We start from the raw sequence: 20,555 nt of genomic DNA, 5'->3' as shown, positions 1-20,555 counted from the left end.
TGTTGTTATGTGGAGTATATCTTTGTATAGGACTGATGCTGCCTATATCGAGTCAGCGTTAGCACAGTGGAGGACCGCTCAAGGTGTTCAAATCATGGAAAGATGCGGTATGAGAGATGGAAAATTGATGAATGAAATGACTGAAGTTGACTTTTTGTAATAATTAAATGAACCCTGTAGTAGTCACTAAGAAGTTGAAAAGTTGCTGCTATGCAGGGTTCTTGCTTTTTAAATTTCCATAGAATGAAGTTAAAATCTCTATCTTTCAGTTGGGAAATGCTTTACTTGATCAACTGCCTCTAATAATTTTTTTGTTACAATTTCTGATTCATCAATATGGCTTGTTAGAACGCGATTTGTTTCATCAAATAAAGCTGTCGTCCTATTAAATTTATGTATAACATCTTCGTTTGATAGCTTCTGATCTTTAATTGAAGCTAATAGCTCATTTATTCCCGTTTGAACATTTGTCATAATGTGCAGTAATTGATCAATTTTTACTGATGTTTTAGCACTTTTATCAATGCCTTCCGTTACTAGCTGCATGTTATTTTTATTATCCTCGTAAGCAAGTCCAATTTGTTCTTCGATTTTCTTTGTTAAATTAGCAATATCTTCTGTGCTTGTTTTCGTATTTTCAGCTAATTTGCGAACTTCCTCGGCAACAACCGAAAAGCCTTTACCATGCTCCCCTGCTCTTGCTGCCTCAATAGATGCATTCAAAGCTAGTAAATTGGTTTGATTTGATATTTCTCCAATTACATTTACAATTTCAGCTATTTGCTTTGAGCGCTCACTTAAATTACTCATGCTTAAAGACGTTTTTTGAGACTGCTCTCCCAACGCATCAATCAAATGCTCTACTTCCTGAACAGCCTGCTTGCTTTCAACCGATAATGTCATCATTTGATCCGAGGAAGAGATTAATAAATTGCCTTTATCTAGGGCATTTTCAGAAATTTTATTGGAGTGAATTGTGCTATCCTCAACTTTATTAAACTCTCCTACAATATCTGCGACCATTTCTCCTAAAATAGTATGCTGGTCATTTACCTTGTTATGTTGTTCAATAGTTTCAATGATTTCCTTATGTAACTCATTTAAAAAAATTTGAAATTCATGATCTTTCTTATCCAGCTTTGCATTCAGTTCATCAATTTTAGCCTTAAATTGCTCTATATCTACTTTTTTTGTTTGGAACATTGTTAACACAGCCATCACCTCAGAAAATAGAATATTGAATATGTATTTATTTTACTGGATTTAAAGTAATTAATATACATCTTTAGAAAAAAACAAACACTCACTACTAACAACGACATAGCGTGATAGTAGTGAGTGTTTTGTTTTTTAATAGGCTAAACCAAATAAAGCTTTAATATGTGTTAAGTAACGAATATTAGAAGCTTCTTTCATTAATGTTGCAGGAAGGCCTTTAAGCTCTGTGTTGCTCGCACCAATTGTAGCAACAGCATCTTTACGACCTAAGCTTGCAAGTGTGCCAGAGTTTACAGCTGAGAATGCTTTCATGTCTTGGTTTTTGTATTGTGCAAATACATTATAACCAGCACATTCACCCATTTGCCATGCAACTTGTGCTGTTGGAGCGTATAGTGGACGACCTCCATCAGCTGGTAGTGCAACAGATGCATCACCAATAACAAAGACATCTTCGTGTGACGTAGATTGTAAGAATTCATTAATAGTTGCTTTTCCACGATCAGCAGCTAGACCTGATTCGCCTACGATTGGAAGTGGAGCTACCCCACCTGTCCAAACAAGTGTATTTGCAACAATTGGTTCACGGTCTTTTAAAGAAATAACGTTGCCGTCAACACCTGTTACTGGTGTACCTGTAATAAATTCTACGCCACGTTTAGTTAAGCTTTCAGTAGCGCGTTGGATAAGTGTATCTGGAAGAACTGGCAAGATTTTCGGACCAGCTTCAACAAGTTTAATTTTAAGGTCAGCAAAATTAACACCATGTTTTGCAGCGATTTTCGGGAAGTTGTCCACGATTTCACCAACAAGCTCAACACCTGTTAAACCGCCACCACCAATAACGATTGTTGCATCTGCTTCATCTTTAGATTGTGCATATGCTTTAATGCGGTCTTCAATATGTTTGTTGATTTTATTGGCATCATTTACTGATTTCAGAACCATAGAGTTTTCTTCTAATCCTGGGATACCAAAGAATCCAGTTTGGCTACCTAAAGATACTACAAGTGTGTCATAAGTTAATGTATAACCATTATCTAAATCAACTTTTTTAGTATCTACATTAAATTTTGATACTTTCGCAATGTGTAGGTCGATATCTAAACCTTTAAAGATTTTTTTAAGTGGTAATGCAACAGCACCTTCTGCAATTGTACCACCAGCTAAACGGTGAAGCTCAGTGATAATTTGGTGTGTTGGGAATTGGTTTACTACAGTAATTTTAGCTTCATCAGCTGATAGATACTTACGTGCTGTTAATGCAGTTAAAACGCCAGCGTAACCTGCACCTAAGATGACGATTTCTTTTGACATGATTAATTAATCCTCCGTCCTTACGAATTGAATTTACCTTGAGTCTTATTTGGCTTTGCGTTCTGAGCTTACTTGTAAGAAAGCATTAACAAAACGGAAAACATTTTGAACTTGAGGGTCTTTTAACATTTTCACAAGACCGAATAAACCAATTACTTCATGGCTTTCAGATGCACGGTCTTTCGCTTCAATTGCAGTTGCTGCAAGGTTTTTCGCAGAGCCCACTACAGGACCAGCGATTTCTGTTACTGCTCCAACAGTATCGTTTTTAAGCACTTCGTCTGTTGCAACAGCTTGAGCAAACTCATATGATTTCGTTAATAATGTCATCATTTCAGTTAACTTTGGTAATTGCTCAACTAAAGTTGTTAGTGATTCTTGAACTTCAGGCTTTAATAATTGATCTAGTACATCTAATTGCTCTTTACTCACAGTTACTTGTTCAGCCTGTGTTTGGTTATTCGTTTCTGACATTTTGAACTCTCCTTTGCCATCACTAGTACTATTTTTTATTGCTTACATGTAAAAAAGACCATTAAGGTAAAACTTAACAGTCGTTACAGCGTATATCTTACACAATCACCAGTCACAAGGGCTGGATAGCGATTCGTATGACTTGTTATTACAATGTTTACTTTAAATCGCAAAAAGCGCATCATAATACCATCCTTATCTTGTCTTGGTGACATTACAACCTTCATTATAAGACTGTTTGTACATTATTTCAATGAGCTATATCACAATTTCGACAATCTTTTCAAAATTCATTGATTTCATCAACTATTAACTGTCTTGCTATAATAAATTTTCCAGCGCATCATAATTTTTATTGATAATTCCTTTTCCTGTCATCTCTATATCCCCTTCTCTTTGGAAAGCAGATAAACGACAGCTTTAGGTTTCTCTAGTAATATTCAATAAGGACGCTATATCTTTTTTGTTAGTGCAATAGAAATGTGTCCCTCTTGGCTAACAAAGTAGATTGTAGAATATAGGAGCTTTTTTTATTTTAATTTAATGACAATAACACGAACGTCTGTAACTGCTTCTAAGCTGTGCTTTTCAGATGGTTTTAAAGTTAAAATTGTATCTTGTGTTAAAATTTCTTCCACACCCTCAACAATAAAGCGAACTTCACCAAATTGAACAATAATTAGCACTTCATTGTCCGCACGATGCTCAGGGATTTTTTCACCTGCACGCAATTGAATGTTCAAAATATCTGCACCAGCGATACTCCCTAATTTACCAATATGTTTTGTCTTTTCTTCTAGCATTGCTTGGATTGGTATAATTGTCATTGTCATTCCTCCATTACACTGTTTTTATGCTATTATAGGTTCTTTTGATTTACGATGTTCCACTACTTTTTAGGCCACACCCCCACTAAAATGAAGAATCACTCTGATTGTCTGTGACTTACATCACTAAAAAAGAAGTATCCCAAATGAATGAGATAACTCCTTTTACAAACCTATTTTGTGTTAACGTTTTTCAACAGAAAGCCAGAAGAAATTTGTTACTTCCTTTGCCGTCACATCTACTGAGCCTAGCAAAGTTTTACCATCCCCATCTTTAAAATACCCTACAGTCATCAATGCCATAAAGTTATGAGCGAAAAACTTTGCATTTCCTTTTCGAATTGTGCCCTTTTCCATCTCTTTTTGCATAGCATGCTCTATTGTTTGATACATACCATTTTCGGATGCTTGAACTTGTCTCAGCTGCGATTCCGATAAATTAATGGTAGCCTCTTTCATAAAATTTTTCATATCAATATCGATAGTGGCTGATAAATGAACCTCAACGAGCTGTTCGAGTCGTTCTTTAAATGGTTTAGGCTGCTCTAAAATTTGTAGAATAGATAGCTTGATACGATCCATCATAGCGATTAAAGCAGATGTATATAAATCCCCTTTAGTTGGGTAGTAGTAATAGACAGTCGCCTTTGTTACGTTACAAGCCTTTGCTACATCATCCATTGAAATATTTTTGTAGCCCTCTTTAATAAAAAGTCTTGTGGCCGTTTCAAGGACAATATCTTTTGTAGGTTTCGCATTTTCATCATGGCGAGGTCTCCCGAGAACACGCGGTGATTGTTTCAACAAGTTCGCCTCCTTAATTAAGCATTCTTTTTACGCATATTATAACATATTAATATTTATGGATTGATTAATTAACCTTCTAGTATATATAATTAAATCACTTACATGAAATGGAGGTCTTTTGATGAAAAAACATCCACTTGAGCAATGGGGCTCAATGGTTGCAAGTAAAAAGGGAAGATTATTAGCACTAGCTTTTTGGGTGCTATTAGTAGTTGTATTCTCATTTGCTTGGCCACAAATCAATAGTATAGAAAGTGAGTCAGGCAAAAACTTACCTAATACCGAAATGTCTGAGCAAGCTGCGTCCATTATTGCAGAGCAATTTCCTAATGATGCTGGAACACCTCTATTGTTGGTGTGGCATCGTGAAAATGGCTTAACACCTGATGATTTTTCGGCTATACAAGGTGTATACAACGAGCTGCAAGCAAAGCCCTTAGCCCATCAAACAATGGTTCCACCATTTGATCAAATGCCACCTCAGGCTTTAATGGCTTCCGCTTCTGAAAATGGTACAACAATTGTTACACCTGTGTTTTTTGAAAAAGGTGTCGCAACAGATATGCTACAGGATAGTTTAGATAAGCTGACAAAAATAATGGAAGGCTATCAAGTCCAATTAGATGATAAATTATCAAGCGATGCACTCCATGTGCGCTATTCTGGACCAGTGGGAATTGCCACTGATGCTGTTAGTTTATTTTCACAAGCAGATGTGAAGCTATTGATCGCAACTGTATTACTCGTTTTAGTATTACTTATTATTATTTATCGTTCTCCATTGCTAGCTATTATTCCTTTAATTGTTGTAGGGCTTGCCTATGGTGTGATTAGCCCGACACTTGGTTTTTTTGCTGAACAGGGATGGATAGATAAAGATTCACAGGCAGTCTCCATTATGACTGTTTTACTATTTGGTGCAGGTACTGACTATTGTTTATTTTTAATTTCAAAATATAGAGAAATACTCTTTGATGTTGAGGATAAGACGGTCGCAATGAAGCTAGCTGTTAAAGAATCGGGTGGTGCTATTTTAATGAGTGCCCTAACAGTAGTTATAGGTTTAGCGACCCTTAGTCTTGCCCATTATGGCGCATTTCAACGCTTTGCTGTACCATTTAGTTTTGGTGTGCTTGTCATGGGGGTCGCAGCACTTGTTGTCCTACCAGCAATTCTTGTCCTTATTGGGAGAGTAGCGTTCTTCCCCTTCACTCCTCGAACGGAGGAAATGGCCAAGAAAAAGGGCAAGAAACAGCATAAGCCTTCACATAAGATTAGTCATAAAATTGGTCATTTTGTTACCCATAAACCTTGGGTCGTTATCGCTGTAACTGTAATCTTACTTGGAGGGTTGGCGGCATTTGTTCCGCGAATTCAATATACATTTGATTTGCTTTCATCCTTCCCAAAAGATATGCCGTCTAGAGAAGGATTTACATTAATAGAAGAGAATTTTTCGCCTGGAGAACTAGCACCTGTTCAATTAGTAATTGACACAGAAGGTACTGATATCAATATCCAGCAACAACTTGAAGCTATCTCGTATATTGATAGTGTGGCAGATGTACAAATTGGCGAAAAAAATAAGAATATACACTTGTATGAACTCAATTTCGATGCCAACCCTTATGCACAGGAGTCATTAGCTCATATTCCTGAACTACAAAAAGAGGTTATTAAAATACTAGAGGCACAAGGTCTCAACAACGCTGATAAACATGTTTGGCTTGGTGGAGAAACAGCTAGTCAATATGATACACAACAAATAACTAAGCGAGATGAAACAGTAATCATGCCAACCATGATTGCCTTAATCGCATTATTATTATTTGTCTATTTACGTTCTATTACAGCAACTGTTTATCTATTAGCGACTGTTATTATTTCTTATTTTGGGGCATTAGGCGCTGGATGGTTAATCTTACATCATATCATGGGGGCCGAGGCAATTTCTGGAGCTATTCCATTGTATGCTTTTGTGTTCTTAGTTGCTCTCGGAGAGGATTATAATATCTTTATGATTTCAGAGATTTGGAAAAAGCGCAAAACCACTGACCATTTAACAGCTGTAGAAGAAGGTGTTGTCCGAACAGGAAGCGTTATTACATCTGCTGGACTCATCCTAGCAGGTACATTTGCGGTGCTAGCAACATTACCGATTCAAGTGCTTGTTCAATTTGGTGTTGTGACAGCCATTGGTGTATTGCTCGATACATTTATTGTAAGACCATTACTTGTACCAGCCATCACAACAGTACTAGGTAAATATGCTTTCTGGCCAGGTAAGTTATTTAAAAAAGATGCCTAAATAGATAACACGGACATTAGCTAGGTATGATTGTCATACTTGCTCATGTCCGTGTTTTTTATATTAATACTATAAGCATTTCATCATATAATTATAGTAAATTGACCTTATTACATTCTATTTAAATAAGGAGTGGCATGCATGGATCTTCAAAAATTACAGAAACGTTTCCCATTATTAAGCCCCTTCTCAGGTAAAACTGATGGAAATTATGTATTTAATTTTGACAATCAGCTTTACGAAATTCCCATACACACAATGACACAAAATGAATATGAGCTATTGCGAATATTCTCAGGCCCCACTGTTTTATACGATAACTATGATATGATTTGGCTTGATTATTTTACAGATAAAACAGATATTGCTCCAACTAATCTTCCTATGCATCGTTTGTTATTTCTTCACTTTGATAAAGACTTTTCAACACCTACATTATTGCGTTCAGTCTTCGAAGCTTTACTTGGGAAGGATATTATACTGCTATCGCTTCAGCCACAATTATTTGTCATAATCGAATGTATCGACTACAATGAGGAGTTTTTAGATTTGACTCATTATGCTAATCCCATAATGGCAGACTTAGAGACTCATTTTAAAATTTTTGTTTCTGATATTATACACAACATCACCACAACCAAGGAACGATTTAACTGGTATGTTCACCTTCTACCATCCATTTGGACTTATACACCAAAGCATGTACTCACACAGCAAGAGCTTTTAGTGCCTTATATAACGCAGCATCTAGCCTATCAAGCGAAAGAAAGTTTTATCTCCTCTATCCTAAAAAGAGCCACTTCTCAGCCAGAATTACTCCATACAATTAAGAAATTGATTGAATGCGATGGAAACATTACATTAGCCTCTAAAAAAATGTATATGCACCGCAATACCTTACAAAATCGCTTAGAAAAATTTCAACAAATGACGCAAAAGGATATTCGGCAATTTTCCCATCGGCTAGAAGTTTATCTCGCAATTATTTTCTTAGAATCACTTTAAGACCAACTGCACAAATTATGCCTTCAACACTGTGCAAGCTTTCCATATCACTCTATTCTAAAGTCATTTACAATGAAAATATGACTAGTAAAGGGGTGCAGTATGTATGGCGGAATTACGGTTAGAGCATATCTATAAGATTTACGATAAAAATATCCAGGCCGTAACTGATTTTAATTTGCATATCCATGATAAAGAATTCATTGTGTTTGTAGGCCCTTCTGGCTGTGGTAAGACCACAACTTTACGTATGATTGCTGGCTTAGAGGATATATCAAAGGGAGAACTATACATTGACGATGTTTTCATGAATGATGTGGAATCAAAAGATCGTAGCATTGCAATGGTATTTCAAAGCTATGCTTTATATCCACATATGACAGTCTATGATAATATGGCATTTAGCTTAAAGCTACGAAAGGTTGATAAAAAGGAAATAGATCGTCGTGTTAAAGAAGCTGCTAAGATTTTAGGATTAGAGGATTATTTAAAAAGAAAACCAAAAGCTCTATCTGGTGGACAACGTCAGCGTGTAGCACTGGGAAGAGCAATTGTCAGAGATGCTAAGGTATTTTTAATGGATGAACCTCTTTCTAATTTGGATGCCAAATTACGTGTACAAATGCGAGCAGAAATCCAGAAGCTCCATCAACGAATTCAAACGACAACGATCTATGTCACACATGACCAAACAGAGGCTATGACGATGGCTACCCGTCTGGTAGTGATGAAGGATGGCCTTATACAACAAATTGGGACACCTAAAGAAGTATATAATACACCACTTAACATGTTTGTGGCAGGCTTTATTGGTTCACCATCCATGAACCTCTTCCACTGTCGTCTAACAGATACCGAGATCCTTTTAGGCGAGCAAAGCTTCCCTATCCCATCCATGCATTTACCATTGTTAAAGGAAAAAAATTATTTAGGGAAAGAGATTATTATGGGTATACGACCTGAGGATTTACAAATGACAGATGTTATTTCCCCTTACACTTTCACTGCAACGATTGATGTTGCAGAATTACTAGGAGCAGAAACTTATCTCTATTGTTCTTTAGTAAATCAGAATTTTATTGCTCGAGTACAGGCTGATAACAATTTTCATCCATCCGACAAGGTTTTCCTATTTATGAAAGAAGAAAAGATCCATTTCTTTGATCCTCAAACAGAAGAACGTCTTTAAAGCATGCATGCTTCGAATCCATGAGTTCGGGAAGAGAAAGCCAGCTGTATATACCATTGATGGCAATCGAATTTATTCAAACTACTATATCGAATTAAAAGCACGCTAGGCATTATCCACCTAGCGTGCTTATTCTATTGATCTTTTTTTGCAGCGGCTTGAATCTCAAAGTAAGCCCAATGCTCTTTTGGTATATCCTTGAAGATTTGTTCTGTGTCCTCAGTTGGTATTGGACGATTAAAGATTCGATTCAGTACCTTTACTGCCTGTGCACGTGTTAGTTTTTCTTCAGGTCTAAATTCACCATTGCCTGAGCCAACCATTATACCTATCGCACTTAGGCGATTGATTTCTTTTGCTGCCCAATGTGTGAACGTCACATCACTATATGTTTCTCCACTTGTCGTTATTTCGCAATACGAGGTATCTGTAGACCCTTCTACACATTGCTTATCAATCCATCTCATAGCAATAACCGCCATTTGGGCTCTAGTAATCATATCATTCGGTCCGAATGATCGATCATGACGTCCTTGCATAATTCCTTCTGTACGAATATATTCAATATCATTTTTTGCCCATGAAGTAGCTGTATCCGCATAAAATAGATTAGAGGCTTCTGGTACATGATTGTCACTTAGGTTTCTTGCCAACATCGCTGCCATTTGGGCACGAGTGACATTTGCATTTGGACGGAAAGTGCCATCTGTATAACCATGAATATAGGAAGCAAATGTGTTGTCTACCTCTATTGGTTCTTTCTCTGGTTGCCCTTCTTCCTGCTCTTGTTCTACATAAAGTAGAGAAAATGTAGAAAAGTGCTCTACATCAAAGGCTATACTTGTTTGTCCTCTCGTAAATTCTGCAAAACGCCCATGTATTATTTCAGCTGTTCCATTACTATGCTCTACATAGACCATCATATTTTCTCGTTGAGCTGATGTGAGATTCCCTGGTAATGGTAGTAGCAATGTTACTTGGCGATTTTGGAGATTTGTGTCGATAGATACTGGCTGACCAACGAGTTTTACATTAGCGCCATCACCCAGTTGTAAAACTATTTCAGCTTTTTTAGCCCGATCCTCGATAGCTTTTTGCTGCAATGCATCCTTAATCGGCACAATTTGGAAGAAAATATCTTCATTAAAATCATTCATTGAAGCAAAAGGAACATCTATTTCGACCATTCCCATAGCTATACTAAAATGTGATTTGCCCTCTATTAATCGTTTCGCAGCCCCTCTATCAAGTATCACCTTTGTTGCACTTGCTGGTGGTTCTATATTAGGGATCACAAGTCGAGATCTTTTATCTTCCTTATTTCCTAATATCCGAAGAAACTCGTTTGCATTTGCAACCGTAAAGTTTACTGTATCTTGAAAGCTACCGTTACTAAATACACGTGTTAACACGGTTTGGAGGACCACATCATCTGGCATATTTTGATCTACAACATTTATCTTTAGCTGATTACTTGGTGCAGCAGGATCAGGTGTTGGTGTAGGACTCGGCGTTGATGATCCTCCATCTTCTGGTACATTGTTTTTAGACCACAAAGCATACAAGATCAAATTCTCTTTCCCCATTTGAATCGTTTGCCCCATTTTATAAGTAACACCTTTTCCATCAGCCTTCGTATTCCATCCTACAAATGTATAGCCTGCTTTTATTAAATTACCTGTATTGCCCAGTATTGTGATAGGGTCCTGATGTTTATACTGCTTTGAATCTGTTGGTACTATCCCTCCATCAGCCCCGTTACTGTCATACGTAACCGTTGCAACAGGATCAGGTGTTGATGATCCTCCATCTCCTGGTACGTTGTTTTTAGACCACAAAGCATACAGGATCAAATTCTCTTTCCCCATTTGAATCGTTTGCCCCATTTTATAAGTAACACCTTTTCCATCAGCCTTCGTATTCCATCCGACAAATGTATAGCCTGCTTTTATTAAATTACCTGTATTACCCAGTATTGTGATAGGGTCCTGATGTTTATACTCCTTTGAATCTGTTGGTACTATCCCCCCATCAGCCCCGTTACTGTCATACGTAACCGTTGCAACAGGATCAGGTGTTGATGGTCCTCCATCTCCTGGTACATTGTTTTTAGACCACAAAGCATACAAGATCAAATTCCCTTTGCCCATTTGAATCGTTTGCCCCATTTTATAAGTAACACCTTTTCCATCAGCCTTCGTATTCCATCCGACAAATGTATAGCCTGCTTTTATTAAATTACCTGTATTACCCAGTATTGTGATAGGGTCCTGATGTTTATACTCCTTTGAATCTGTTGGTACTATCCCCCCATCAGCCCCGTTACTGTCATACGTAACCGTATATGTTTGCAGTGCACTAGTCGTAAAATTCCAGGATGTATTATTAGTAATACCTTTATACGCATTACCTGCTACATCAGTAAATGCACCTGCGTCAATTTGAATGCTGTAAGTGGTGTTATGGGCTAAATCCAACGTAGGATTTACTGTCACAGTTTCATTAGTGATAGAAACATTTGCTTGTGTAACAGCAATTGTTTCGACAATTTGGTTATCTGTAGCATTTCTTATGACAATATTTTTACTAGTTACAGGTAAGACCTTTTCATCAAATGTTAATATAAGATTATCTGCAGGCTGTACATTAGTTGCCTGATGCGCTGGGAAATAGGTTGTTATTTCAGGAGCCTTTTTATCAAACATCACAATTGTTCCTGATGAAATCTCTGTTACCTGTAAGCCGTTATTCCCTGCTAAATCTTGATAATCAATTGTAAAGCTAATTGGTCCCTCTGTGTCTCCGGGCTTCAGCGTATAGCTTGCTTGCCATGTTTTAGCATCCCCATCACCTTTATCATTTACATTTGCTGTTTGTCCTAGGATAGATACATTCGGTGATTGAATGTCCTCACTTGTCTCAAAGTCGATTGTGATTACATCGTCTACCTTAGCAACTGTTTGATTAGCATTGTTTGAAGCCATTGTCACCCTTTTTACAGTTGGCTTTACGCTATCGACAATGACATAGCTTCCATCAGTTACGTCCGTTACCTCTATTGCTGAATTACCTAGCAGATCTTTAAAGTTAATGGTAAAAGGTGCTGTTCCCTCTAAATCATCATTGGCTATAACATATGTTGCCTGCCAGTTCGTGGATGCTCCTGTTACAATAGCAGCTTTCCCCGAAATGGTAATTATAGGTGCTTGTATATTTTTATCTGTTTTCATTGTTAAGGTAATCGTATCTCCTACCTTAGCCTTTGTAGGATCCAGATTATTCGATTTGATCTTCACCTCTACAGCTTTTGGCAGAGCTTTATCAATCACAAATGTAATGGTTGCCGTATTACCTGCACTATCCGTTACTACCAATGTATAATTTCCGGAGGTACTCACAGTGGATCCACTTGTGAAAATAGCTTCATTCAAGGTTGCCGTTCCTTCATTAAAGCTAATGGTTACGTTGGTGTTGTAAATTTTGTAACCCCTGTTATGACTGGAGGTGTTGTATCTAGAACAATTGTATCTGAGAATGTATTTGATATATTGCCAGCAGTATCCCTTAGTTGCATATAAACTGTTTTACTACCTTCTCCATGGGACAAAGTCCAACTTTTCGTAGATACTTTTGACTCCCAACTGGACCAAGTAATACCATCATTTGAAAAGCGCATTTCTATCGCTTCTCCTTCTAAATCTGTTGCCGTCAAAGTTAAGGTAACATTTATAGAACTTGTCGAGATTTGTCCGCCGTTAACAAGGATAGAACCTGATGGTGCATGATTTTTAGTAATCTGGATTGTAAACTCCTTATCAAACGTATTGCCAGCCTCATCTGTTACTCTTATCGTAATCTTATAACTATTTTTCGTATCATATTCAAACGACATATTTGTCTTTAATACATTTCCATCAATCGTAAAGAAGCTTGTATCCCCAGACTGTAATGAATACGTGAATGTTTGCGAGCTTCCTGTATCCACTGCCGCCAATGTTCCAACTGTTGTACCAATGGGTTTCTTTTCTTGTACAGTAGTATTATTGAGCTCAATATCAGTAGGTGGTGTACTATCATAGAATATTTGTAATTCATTTGATGCTTTATTCAATGCACCTCCACTATTTGCAACTACCTTTTCAGGAATTTTGATTTTCACAGCTCCATCAGCAATAGGTGATATAAGAGCTGTATATGTGGTACCACTCCCTGACAGAATTGCCACATTTCCATTTGTAACTTCGATATCCCCAATCATAAAGCCTGTCACTGACTCACTGAATACCAAAGTTATAAGAATTGAATTGCTATTTGTTGGACTAGAATCATTTGGTATAATTATCACTGCTGGACGTGCATTGACGACTAGCTCCATTGTATAGTCAGTACTAAAATCGATACCATCACTTACCTTAAATGTAAAAGATGAAGATGTGCCATTTTCCGTAATATATCTTAAATTACCTGCATCTAAATTAGCCTTACTAATTGTCATACCATTTGTAATAGCTTCCCCACCATCAAATTGCTGATTATTGTTGCTATCAAGAAAGAGCTGTCCGCTATTTGGGATAGTAGAGATTTGAATCTGTTGCAAAGTATCTCCAGCATCTTCATCTGAAAAAGCAAAAGAAGTACTAGTAAATGTATACACTTGACCCTCGTTTACATCTATGCTTCCATTACTGGATGTCGGTGGTTTATTTAAGGCAAGGGTTGTTACCTCCTGCATTAAATATGCACTCTTATTGCCATTGGTATCTTTGACAATGATATTAAAATAATAGGTAGTATTGGCTACAAGACCTGTAACATTAAAGGAGTTACTATCTTTGGTATAACCGCCTAACGGTGTCCCATTCAATTCTATGGTACTAACCGTATCAATATTGTTACTACTAGATTGATAGACTTGATATTCTAAATCCTCTTGAGCTGTTATATCATCAGATGCTTTAGCCCAGTCCAACTGTACGCCTGAGGTAGTAATATTTGAAGAAGTTATAGCACCATTTGTAATTGTTGGTGGACTATTATTTGGGATATCAATCGTAAATTGGGTAAACGTTAAATCCCATAGTCCCGCCTGTACAGTAAGTATATATTGTACACTCGCAGTAATGACAAATGAGTTGATTCCTTCTATATTAATAGGAATATCATAAATAGGCTCATGATTTGCAACTGTCTTAAAAGTTACAGGATTTCCTTTCGGGTTTCCGGTCTCATCATACCCTTGAATTGTTATGGACAATGCATCGTTTTCAAGATGTTTATTAGTCGTATTAATTTTTATTGATTTTAAATCGAAGATCCCGCCTGCAAAGCTTTCCCCAGCAGAAATTCTAATTGATTTTGGTGGTGAATATTCATCTGCATCGAAATAATAACCAGCTGGAAATTGTGATCCATTGCTATACGTGAATAGATCAATACCATTATCACCAGGAATACCGCTTACTACAAAGCCATTATTTGTGTCATCTTTCCACGAAGCTTGACTTAAATCCTGTATACAACTTGGAAAATCTGGCGAATCGCATGCAGCCGCCTCCACTTTTAAAGGTGACACGAACCCTATTCCTGCCATTTGACTATAAGCGACTAACAGCAAACACAAGGTTATGGTTAATATCTTTTTTCCCATTCTATATTCTCCTTCTTGGTTTCACACCCTTCATTTAATGAATCGTTAACTCTTAGGAGGCCATTCCCCATATAAACAAATAATAAAGTTCAGTCCTAAGTATGGCTGCATATTGTTATGTGGTTGACCTCCTCCAACAACATTAACAGTCATTAGATTCATTTGTTTATTTACTTGTGGCGTATAAACTGGGACAGTTCCTTTCCCTTGCTGATCTGTCCATATTGCACCCGTTGGATCATTATTAGTGGTTTGAAGATTGTTACAATTTGCTAGATGGTTATGGCTAGGTATCTCATTTTCCAACAGCGTTACAGAGGGTGCACCGCCACTACTCCCTATAATTCTAGGCGTTAATCCTACACCTGTTCCTTGATGAATAGCTGCTCTACCATTTAAATTGGGTAATGCAAACGTTGTTTTTCCATCTCCTCCATATCTGTTACCCAAAATAGCATATAATGCACTATTCGAGGCAATGTTTATTATCTTGCCATCGCATAAAGCCCAGTCTTTTGGCGCAAAATTACCGCCAAATATTCTAATTTCTCCAATATATGCTTCTGACACTTTCGTCTTCCTCCTTCCCTAGTCTCTTGATGGATAAATTCCTACTAGAGCTATGCAGTAATTCGCTACACTGTAAGGTTGCATATTTTGATGTGGTTGTGAGTTTCCTGCAGATGATAAAGCTTGTATGCTCATTTGTGTATTAAGTTGTGCTGTTTCATAGATGTTTTTAAAAGAAGAACCCCATACGTTTCCAGAAGCCACTTTCAACGTAGCACTTTCTGAACTACCATTAACAATATGTGAATGAGTCGGCATCTCATTAATTGTTAATACATGTACCTCTTCTCCTGCTTTTTGTCCACGTGTGATACTACTACTTACATGAACTGGAACTCTTCCCCTTAAATCAGGTAATGCAAACGTTGAGGAGCCATTACCACCATAAGTTGCTCCTAAAATTGAATACAGCGCTTGGTTTGTATTAATTTGCAATATTTGCCCATCGCATCGTGCCCATCCCCTCGGAACTGTCCCAAAGCCAAATAATCGTATTTCACCTACATATGGTTCACTCATCCTTCATACCTCCTATTCTGTTGGATAAATACCGTAAAGGGCAATAATGTAACTAATTGTTAAGAACGGCATTACATTGTTATGAGGAGCGTTTCCTCCCACACTTGAAACAATGGCGGCATTCATTGTGCTATTTGGTGGTTGTGTCGAATATTGTATATTTTTTGCCCAAACAGCATTTTCTGGACTTGGTGTTGTGCCATCAAGAGAAGATGCCCTTACCTGATGTGTATGTGCAGGAAGCTGTGATGAATTTAAAGTGACGGTTTCCACCCCTCCCATTTGACCATTGACAAAGGTAGTGCCAGTCATTGGATTTTGTCCTTGATGTACTACAACCCTGCCTTGAAAATTTGGTAATGCAAAGGTTGATTGACCATCTCCCCCATAGGTTGTGCCAATCAAAGAAAAAAGTATTTCATTTTCGGAAATAGATAATAGTTGACCATTACAAAGAGCCCAGCCATCTGGGGCATAATCACCAGCAAATAATCGAATTTCTCCGACATATTGATCCATTCTTAAAACCTCCTTACAAAATATTGCTTTACCTAGCACATTACAATAGCAAGGTTAAAATTGGGTTAAAGAATATATTTTTTCCAAAATGGACTAACTCACCTATCCAAAATATCAATACATTGTTGTTGCTTATAAGAAATTTTTAAGAGAGAAATTTATAATAATATTTAACTATATACCTTAAAACAGAATTCATTTTTATTTCGGGTATCACTCATGCAAAAAGATCTTAGAAATACGATTACCTGTAACGTTATTTTTACCTTACTAAGACACTAAATAAGAGTAGATGATTTCGGATAATTTCCCTTCATTGCAACAGAGAAAATGGAAATTTAAATTAATAATAAATTAGTCATGAACTAGGCGTTCCTATTTACTGATTTTTAATATGGGAGAAAAAGAAAAATGACAAAAGCTATCGAGAGAAAACGTCTCGTTTGCTTTTGTCTACAGGCTGAACATACTAATATTAATATGTTTTTATTTTATTTTTTCGTTTAGCCACTTTTTTATGCAACCCTTGAATAACAGAACGTGTTTCATCTAAATAATCCACTGTCTGCTCATAGGCACTCGTCACTACCCCCATAAATAAAATATCAACGACAAGTAACTGCGCTAGACGTGAGGAAGTGGCACCACTTCTAAAAGTTGCTTCAACATTTGGAGAGACATATAAACAAATGTCTGCTAGGCTAGACACTAGTGAACTACCGTAGCGCGTTAAACTGATTGTAGTGGCTGGTGTTTGGCTAGCTATTTCAAGGATTTTAGCCACTTCGTGCGTTTCTCCGGAGAAGGAGATACCTACTACTACATCCCCCTTCTGTGTATTAACAACGGCTGTAGCGCCTAAATGCAAATCCACAAATGCCCTACTATTTTTATTGATTCGTAAAAATTTTTGGTCTGCATCCATTGCTGCTATACCTGATGCACCCACACCAAAAAATATAATTTTATCAGCTTGTGATAAGGCCGTTATGGCACGCTCTAATTCAGCAATATTTATTAAATTAGCTGTTTGTGTCAAAATTTCACTACTTTGCGTCGTTACCTTCTCTACAATCGATGGCAACGCTTCATTCGCCTCAATATCTCGATCTTCAATTTTAGCATGTTGTAAATCACCAGCAATGCGCAATTTCAGCTCTTGAACACCACTAATATTTAACGATTTACATAGACGAATAACTGCGGCACTACTTGTTTGACTTGCCTCTCCTAGTTCAACCGCTGTCATTTTTATAGCCTGTGTTGGGTGTGCTAATATATAGCTTGCCACCTTTTTTTCGGAGAGTGGAAGCTTTTCGCACATTTCAGCAAGCATAATTAAACCCGCATTTATTTTTTCCATTTTTCCAGCTCCATCTCTAGATAAAAGGAAGTTATCCATGTACCTCCTTCATCAATATTTCTTTAGTGCCACCGCTCTCCGCACATGCCCTTCTGATTGAGCAAGTAATTCCGTCGCCTCTTCAATCGTTGTATTCGTCAGTAGCACCACAATTGCGAGCTTTACTTGATAATTGTTTTGCTCAAGAACACTTTCAGCCTGACTATAAGAAGCACCCGTTACCTCACAGACGATATGTTTGGCTCGCTCTCGCAATTTAAAATTACTAGCATGAACGTCCACCATTAAATTTTTATAGACCTTTCCAAGCTTAATCATGGTTGTCGTTGTAATCATATTTAATATTTGTTTATGAGCTGTTGCAGCCTTTAGTCTTGTAGAACCTGTTAAAATTTCTGGTCCTGTAATCACCTCTATTGCAATATCTGCATGCTCACTAATAACAGAATGAGCGTTACTGACTAGGCTGATTGTTTTTGCCCCTAGTTGTTGTGCATAAATTAATGCCCCTTTCACAAAAGGTGTTCGACCACTTGCTGCAATCCCTATCACTACATCACGGTTTGTTAGCTGTTGTTTCTGTAGTTCAACCGCTCCTAATGAAAGATCATCTTCTGCACCTTCTATGGCAATCATTACTGCATTTGCTCCGCCAGCCAATATTGCCTGCACAAGCTTTGGTGACGTACTAAATGTAGGTGGACATTCTACTGCATCTAGCAAACCAATTCGCCCACTTGTTCCTGCGCCTACATAAAATAATCTACCGCCACTCTTTAATGCATGTACAACAGCTGTAATAGCTTGTTCGATTTCAGGTAAAACCTTTGCTATGGCTAATGGTATTTTTTTATCCTCTTCATTCATCAGCTTTATAATTTCAATAGTGGACATTAAATCTAAATTTGTCGTATCTGGATGATAGCCTTCAGTCGTCAGTTTTGTCATTCGTTCCATTGAAATCAAATCCCTCCTACGCTATTTTTCATGGATGCTCACCCAAGTTTCTTTTATCGTTCGTTGTAAAGCCTCCGTCATTGATATTCCTTCACTGAGAAGTCCATTAACGAAGGCTCCTATAACAGGAGGCACTTCTGGCTGTAATAGTCGATTAGGTATTTTAGCAAGCTGTAATTTCTCTCGAAAGCATTGAACAAAATATGAATTTCCGAATAAACCTCCACATAGGACAATAGGATAAACTTGTAGCTGCGGCTCTTTTTTGAACATTGTCTGGATGAATTGAACTAAATGATGAGTAGCCTGTTCAATAATTTTCATTGCCCTATCATTATTTTGTTCTGCTAAACGTAACACCGCTCGAGCTATGGAGGCTATGATTACTCGGGGCTGTGGATGCTCATAAACATACGTAATAATTTCAGTAGGATTTTTTAAGGCCAGATGCTCCAAAATAGTCTCAGTAAATAGATTCTCATTTACACCAAATGCATCATAATGTCGTGCAATATAACGCAATGCCTCTTGCCCAATATAGTATCCACTGCCCTCATCTCCTAATAAATAACCCCATCCTCCCACACGACTAATTTGATGATTTTTTCCAACACCATATACGATAGAACCCGTTCCAGCTATCACAACGAGCCCTTGCTGTGTAAATGTACCGCTAGTAAGTGCCGCTATTGCATCATTGGTGATGGTTATCTTACAGAAGCTATCAGGGAAAAGGAAGCTCATCCATTGCTCCCAGCGTTCTTTATCTACCTGGCGATCGCCTCCTGCCACGCAGAAGAACACTGTAGAAATATCATTCTTTGTCGCATCTATCTTTTGTAGTAACTTGGCAAGGAGCTGGATAATGTGAAGCCTTACCTTTTCTGGTGGCATTGATTTTATATTCGTTCCAGCTCCTTCAACAAAAGCCAGCACCTCACCTTTTCTGGTCCCAATCACTGCACGGGTTCTCGTCCCGCCACCATCGACCCCAATAATGTATTGTCTATTTAATGGCACCAGCCGTCAGCCCCTCCATAAATTGCTTTGACGCAATCAAGAATAATAGGATCATTGGTAATGAAGCTAATGTTAAACCTGCAAAAAGAGAGCCCCAATCTGCCGAATGCTCCCCAAAAAGCGACATCATTCCAACAGGTATCGTCCGTTTCATTTTTTCTGTAATAAAAATAAGTGGGAAGAAGAAATCATTCCATGCAGCAATAAAGTTTATAATTACCACTGTGCCAAGTGCAGGTCTCATTAACGGTAACATCACATGCCAAAGAACCCTTAAGTTCCCCGCCCCATCTATCCGGGCCGCTTCCTCTAGCTCATAAGGCATTGTTTTAAAAAAGCCTGTTAAGATCAGCATGGATAATGGAATACCTGTCGCCATGTTCATCAAAATTAAAGACCATAAGGAATTTATCAGCCCTAAATCACGCATTAATATAAAGAGCGGGACAATCCCCAATTTTATAGGAATCATCATGCCTAATAAAAAAATAAAGAACAATGCATGATTCCAGGAGAATTTAAAGCGGGCAATATAAAATGAAGCAAGTGAACAAACAACCACTATTAGTACAACAGATACAATACTGACAAATAGACTGTTTAGAAAGTACGTTGTAAATGGAATTTTTGATAATAATGTACGGTAAGTATCTAAGCTAAAGCTAGTCGGTAAACCCAATGGATTTTTATAGATGTCCACGCTCTTTTTAAATGAAGATAAAATCATTAACAAAACCGGATATAAACTAATGGTCGCCACCGTAAACACCACAAGATAATAAAATGGTCGAACCCAAATAGCGCCTTGCTTCACT

General features: G+C 37.5%; 19 protein-coding genes. 4 read left to right on the top strand and 15 right to left on the bottom strand.

Going from position 1 to position 20,555, the window contains the following annotated elements; translation table 11 throughout:
* Window positions 1–22 precede the first annotated feature (22 nt).
* Entirely contained in the window at window positions 23–160 is a 138-nt protein-coding gene (locus MHB39_RS01755) for a hypothetical protein (RefSeq protein WP_333006343.1), read from the top strand.
* Between the two features lie 98 nt (window positions 161–258).
* On the opposite strand, the gene MHB39_RS01750 is transcribed toward MHB39_RS01755, so the two are convergent.
* The 6 genes from MHB39_RS01750 to MHB39_RS01725 form a co-directional block, all read right to left on the bottom strand.
* Entirely contained in the window at window positions 259–1,203 is a 945-nt protein-coding gene (locus MHB39_RS01750; RefSeq protein WP_333881155.1) for a methyl-accepting chemotaxis protein, read from the bottom strand.
* A 147-nt stretch (window positions 1,204–1,350) separates the two neighbouring features.
* Entirely contained in the window at window positions 1,351–2,535 is a 1,185-nt protein-coding gene (locus MHB39_RS01745) for an NAD(P)/FAD-dependent oxidoreductase (protein WP_004227760.1), read from the bottom strand.
* A 45-nt stretch (window positions 2,536–2,580) separates the two neighbouring features.
* Window positions 2,581–3,009 (bottom strand): DUF1641 domain-containing protein, encoded by a 429-nt coding sequence (locus MHB39_RS01740; RefSeq protein ID WP_004227758.1) that lies wholly within the window; start codon window positions 3,007–3,009, stop codon window positions 2,581–2,583.
* An 83-nt stretch (window positions 3,010–3,092) separates the two neighbouring features.
* The gene (locus MHB39_RS01735; protein WP_255349861.1) at window positions 3,093–3,224 is read right to left on the bottom strand and encodes a hypothetical protein; all 132 of its coding nucleotides are present in this window, start codon (window positions 3,222–3,224) and stop codon (window positions 3,093–3,095) included.
* 315 nt (window positions 3,225–3,539) lie between these two features.
* Window positions 3,540–3,836 (bottom strand): cupin domain-containing protein, encoded by a 297-nt coding sequence (locus MHB39_RS01730; protein WP_048391859.1) that lies wholly within the window; start codon window positions 3,834–3,836, stop codon window positions 3,540–3,542.
* A 183-nt stretch (window positions 3,837–4,019) separates the two neighbouring features.
* Complete coding sequence (locus tag MHB39_RS01725; RefSeq protein ID WP_048391860.1) at window positions 4,020–4,640, bottom strand: TetR/AcrR family transcriptional regulator; 621 nt, start codon at window positions 4,638–4,640, stop codon at window positions 4,020–4,022.
* 124 nt (window positions 4,641–4,764) lie between these two features.
* Here MHB39_RS01725 and MHB39_RS01720 point away from each other — a divergent pair, with 124 nt between their 5' ends.
* The 3 genes from MHB39_RS01720 (at window position 4,765) to ugpC (ending at window position 9,145) form a co-directional block, all read left to right on the top strand.
* Complete coding sequence (locus MHB39_RS01720) at window positions 4,765–6,951, top strand: MMPL family transporter (protein WP_342545687.1); 2,187 nt, start codon at window positions 4,765–4,767, stop codon at window positions 6,949–6,951.
* Window positions 6,952–7,092: 141 nt separating this feature from the next.
* Window positions 7,093–7,956, top strand: a complete 864-nt coding sequence (locus MHB39_RS01715) for a helix-turn-helix domain-containing protein (RefSeq protein ID WP_279493727.1) — start codon at window positions 7,093–7,095, stop codon at window positions 7,954–7,956.
* A 106-nt stretch (window positions 7,957–8,062) separates the two neighbouring features.
* Window positions 8,063–9,145: a sn-glycerol-3-phosphate ABC transporter ATP-binding protein UgpC gene (ugpC, locus tag MHB39_RS01710; protein WP_066038392.1), complete on the top strand. Its 1,083-nt coding sequence runs from the start codon at window positions 8,063–8,065 to the stop codon at window positions 9,143–9,145.
* A 134-nt stretch (window positions 9,146–9,279) separates the two neighbouring features.
* On the opposite strand, the gene MHB39_RS01705 is transcribed toward ugpC, so the two are convergent.
* The 9 genes from MHB39_RS01705 to MHB39_RS01665 form a co-directional block, all read right to left on the bottom strand.
* Window positions 9,280–12,543 (bottom strand): InlB B-repeat-containing protein, encoded by a 3,264-nt coding sequence (locus tag MHB39_RS01705; RefSeq protein WP_342545686.1) that lies wholly within the window; start codon window positions 12,541–12,543, stop codon window positions 9,280–9,282.
* Between the two features lie 62 nt (window positions 12,544–12,605).
* Complete coding sequence (locus MHB39_RS01700; RefSeq protein ID WP_342545685.1) at window positions 12,606–14,792, bottom strand: Ig-like domain-containing protein; 2,187 nt, start codon at window positions 14,790–14,792, stop codon at window positions 12,606–12,608.
* A gap of 45 nt (window positions 14,793–14,837) precedes the next feature.
* Complete coding sequence (locus MHB39_RS01695; protein ID WP_342545684.1) at window positions 14,838–15,362, bottom strand: tail fiber protein; 525 nt, start codon at window positions 15,360–15,362, stop codon at window positions 14,838–14,840.
* 18 nt (window positions 15,363–15,380) lie between these two features.
* Complete coding sequence (locus MHB39_RS01690) at window positions 15,381–15,881, bottom strand: tail fiber protein (RefSeq protein WP_036075422.1); 501 nt, start codon at window positions 15,879–15,881, stop codon at window positions 15,381–15,383.
* Window positions 15,882–15,893: 12 nt separating this feature from the next.
* Window positions 15,894–16,400, bottom strand: a complete 507-nt coding sequence (locus tag MHB39_RS01685) for a tail fiber protein (protein ID WP_016991770.1) — start codon at window positions 16,398–16,400, stop codon at window positions 15,894–15,896.
* Window positions 16,401–16,875: 475 nt separating this feature from the next.
* The gene (locus tag MHB39_RS01680) at window positions 16,876–17,763 is read right to left on the bottom strand and encodes a MurR/RpiR family transcriptional regulator (protein ID WP_342545682.1); all 888 of its coding nucleotides are present in this window, start codon (window positions 17,761–17,763) and stop codon (window positions 16,876–16,878) included.
* A gap of 51 nt (window positions 17,764–17,814) precedes the next feature.
* Window positions 17,815–18,720 (bottom strand): N-acetylmuramic acid 6-phosphate etherase, encoded by a 906-nt coding sequence (gene murQ / locus MHB39_RS01675; protein WP_342545681.1) that lies wholly within the window; start codon window positions 18,718–18,720, stop codon window positions 17,815–17,817.
* A gap of 21 nt (window positions 18,721–18,741) precedes the next feature.
* The gene (locus tag MHB39_RS01670) at window positions 18,742–19,740 is read right to left on the bottom strand and encodes a BadF/BadG/BcrA/BcrD ATPase family protein (protein ID WP_128568191.1); all 999 of its coding nucleotides are present in this window, start codon (window positions 19,738–19,740) and stop codon (window positions 18,742–18,744) included.
* Window positions 19,727–20,554: a carbohydrate ABC transporter permease gene (locus MHB39_RS01665; RefSeq protein ID WP_342545680.1), complete on the bottom strand. Its 828-nt coding sequence runs from the start codon at window positions 20,552–20,554 to the stop codon at window positions 19,727–19,729. The genes MHB39_RS01670 and MHB39_RS01665 overlap by 14 nt, the downstream gene beginning before the upstream one ends.
* Between the last annotated feature and the right edge of the window lies 1 nt (window position 20,555).

This window comes from Lysinibacillus sp. FSL K6-4013, assembly GCF_038630435.1.
Lineage (GTDB): Bacteria > Bacillota > Bacilli > Bacillales_A > Planococcaceae > Lysinibacillus > Lysinibacillus boronitolerans.
Note: the sequence above shows the minus strand (reverse complement) of the source record. Positions and strands in the feature narration are given on the sequence as shown.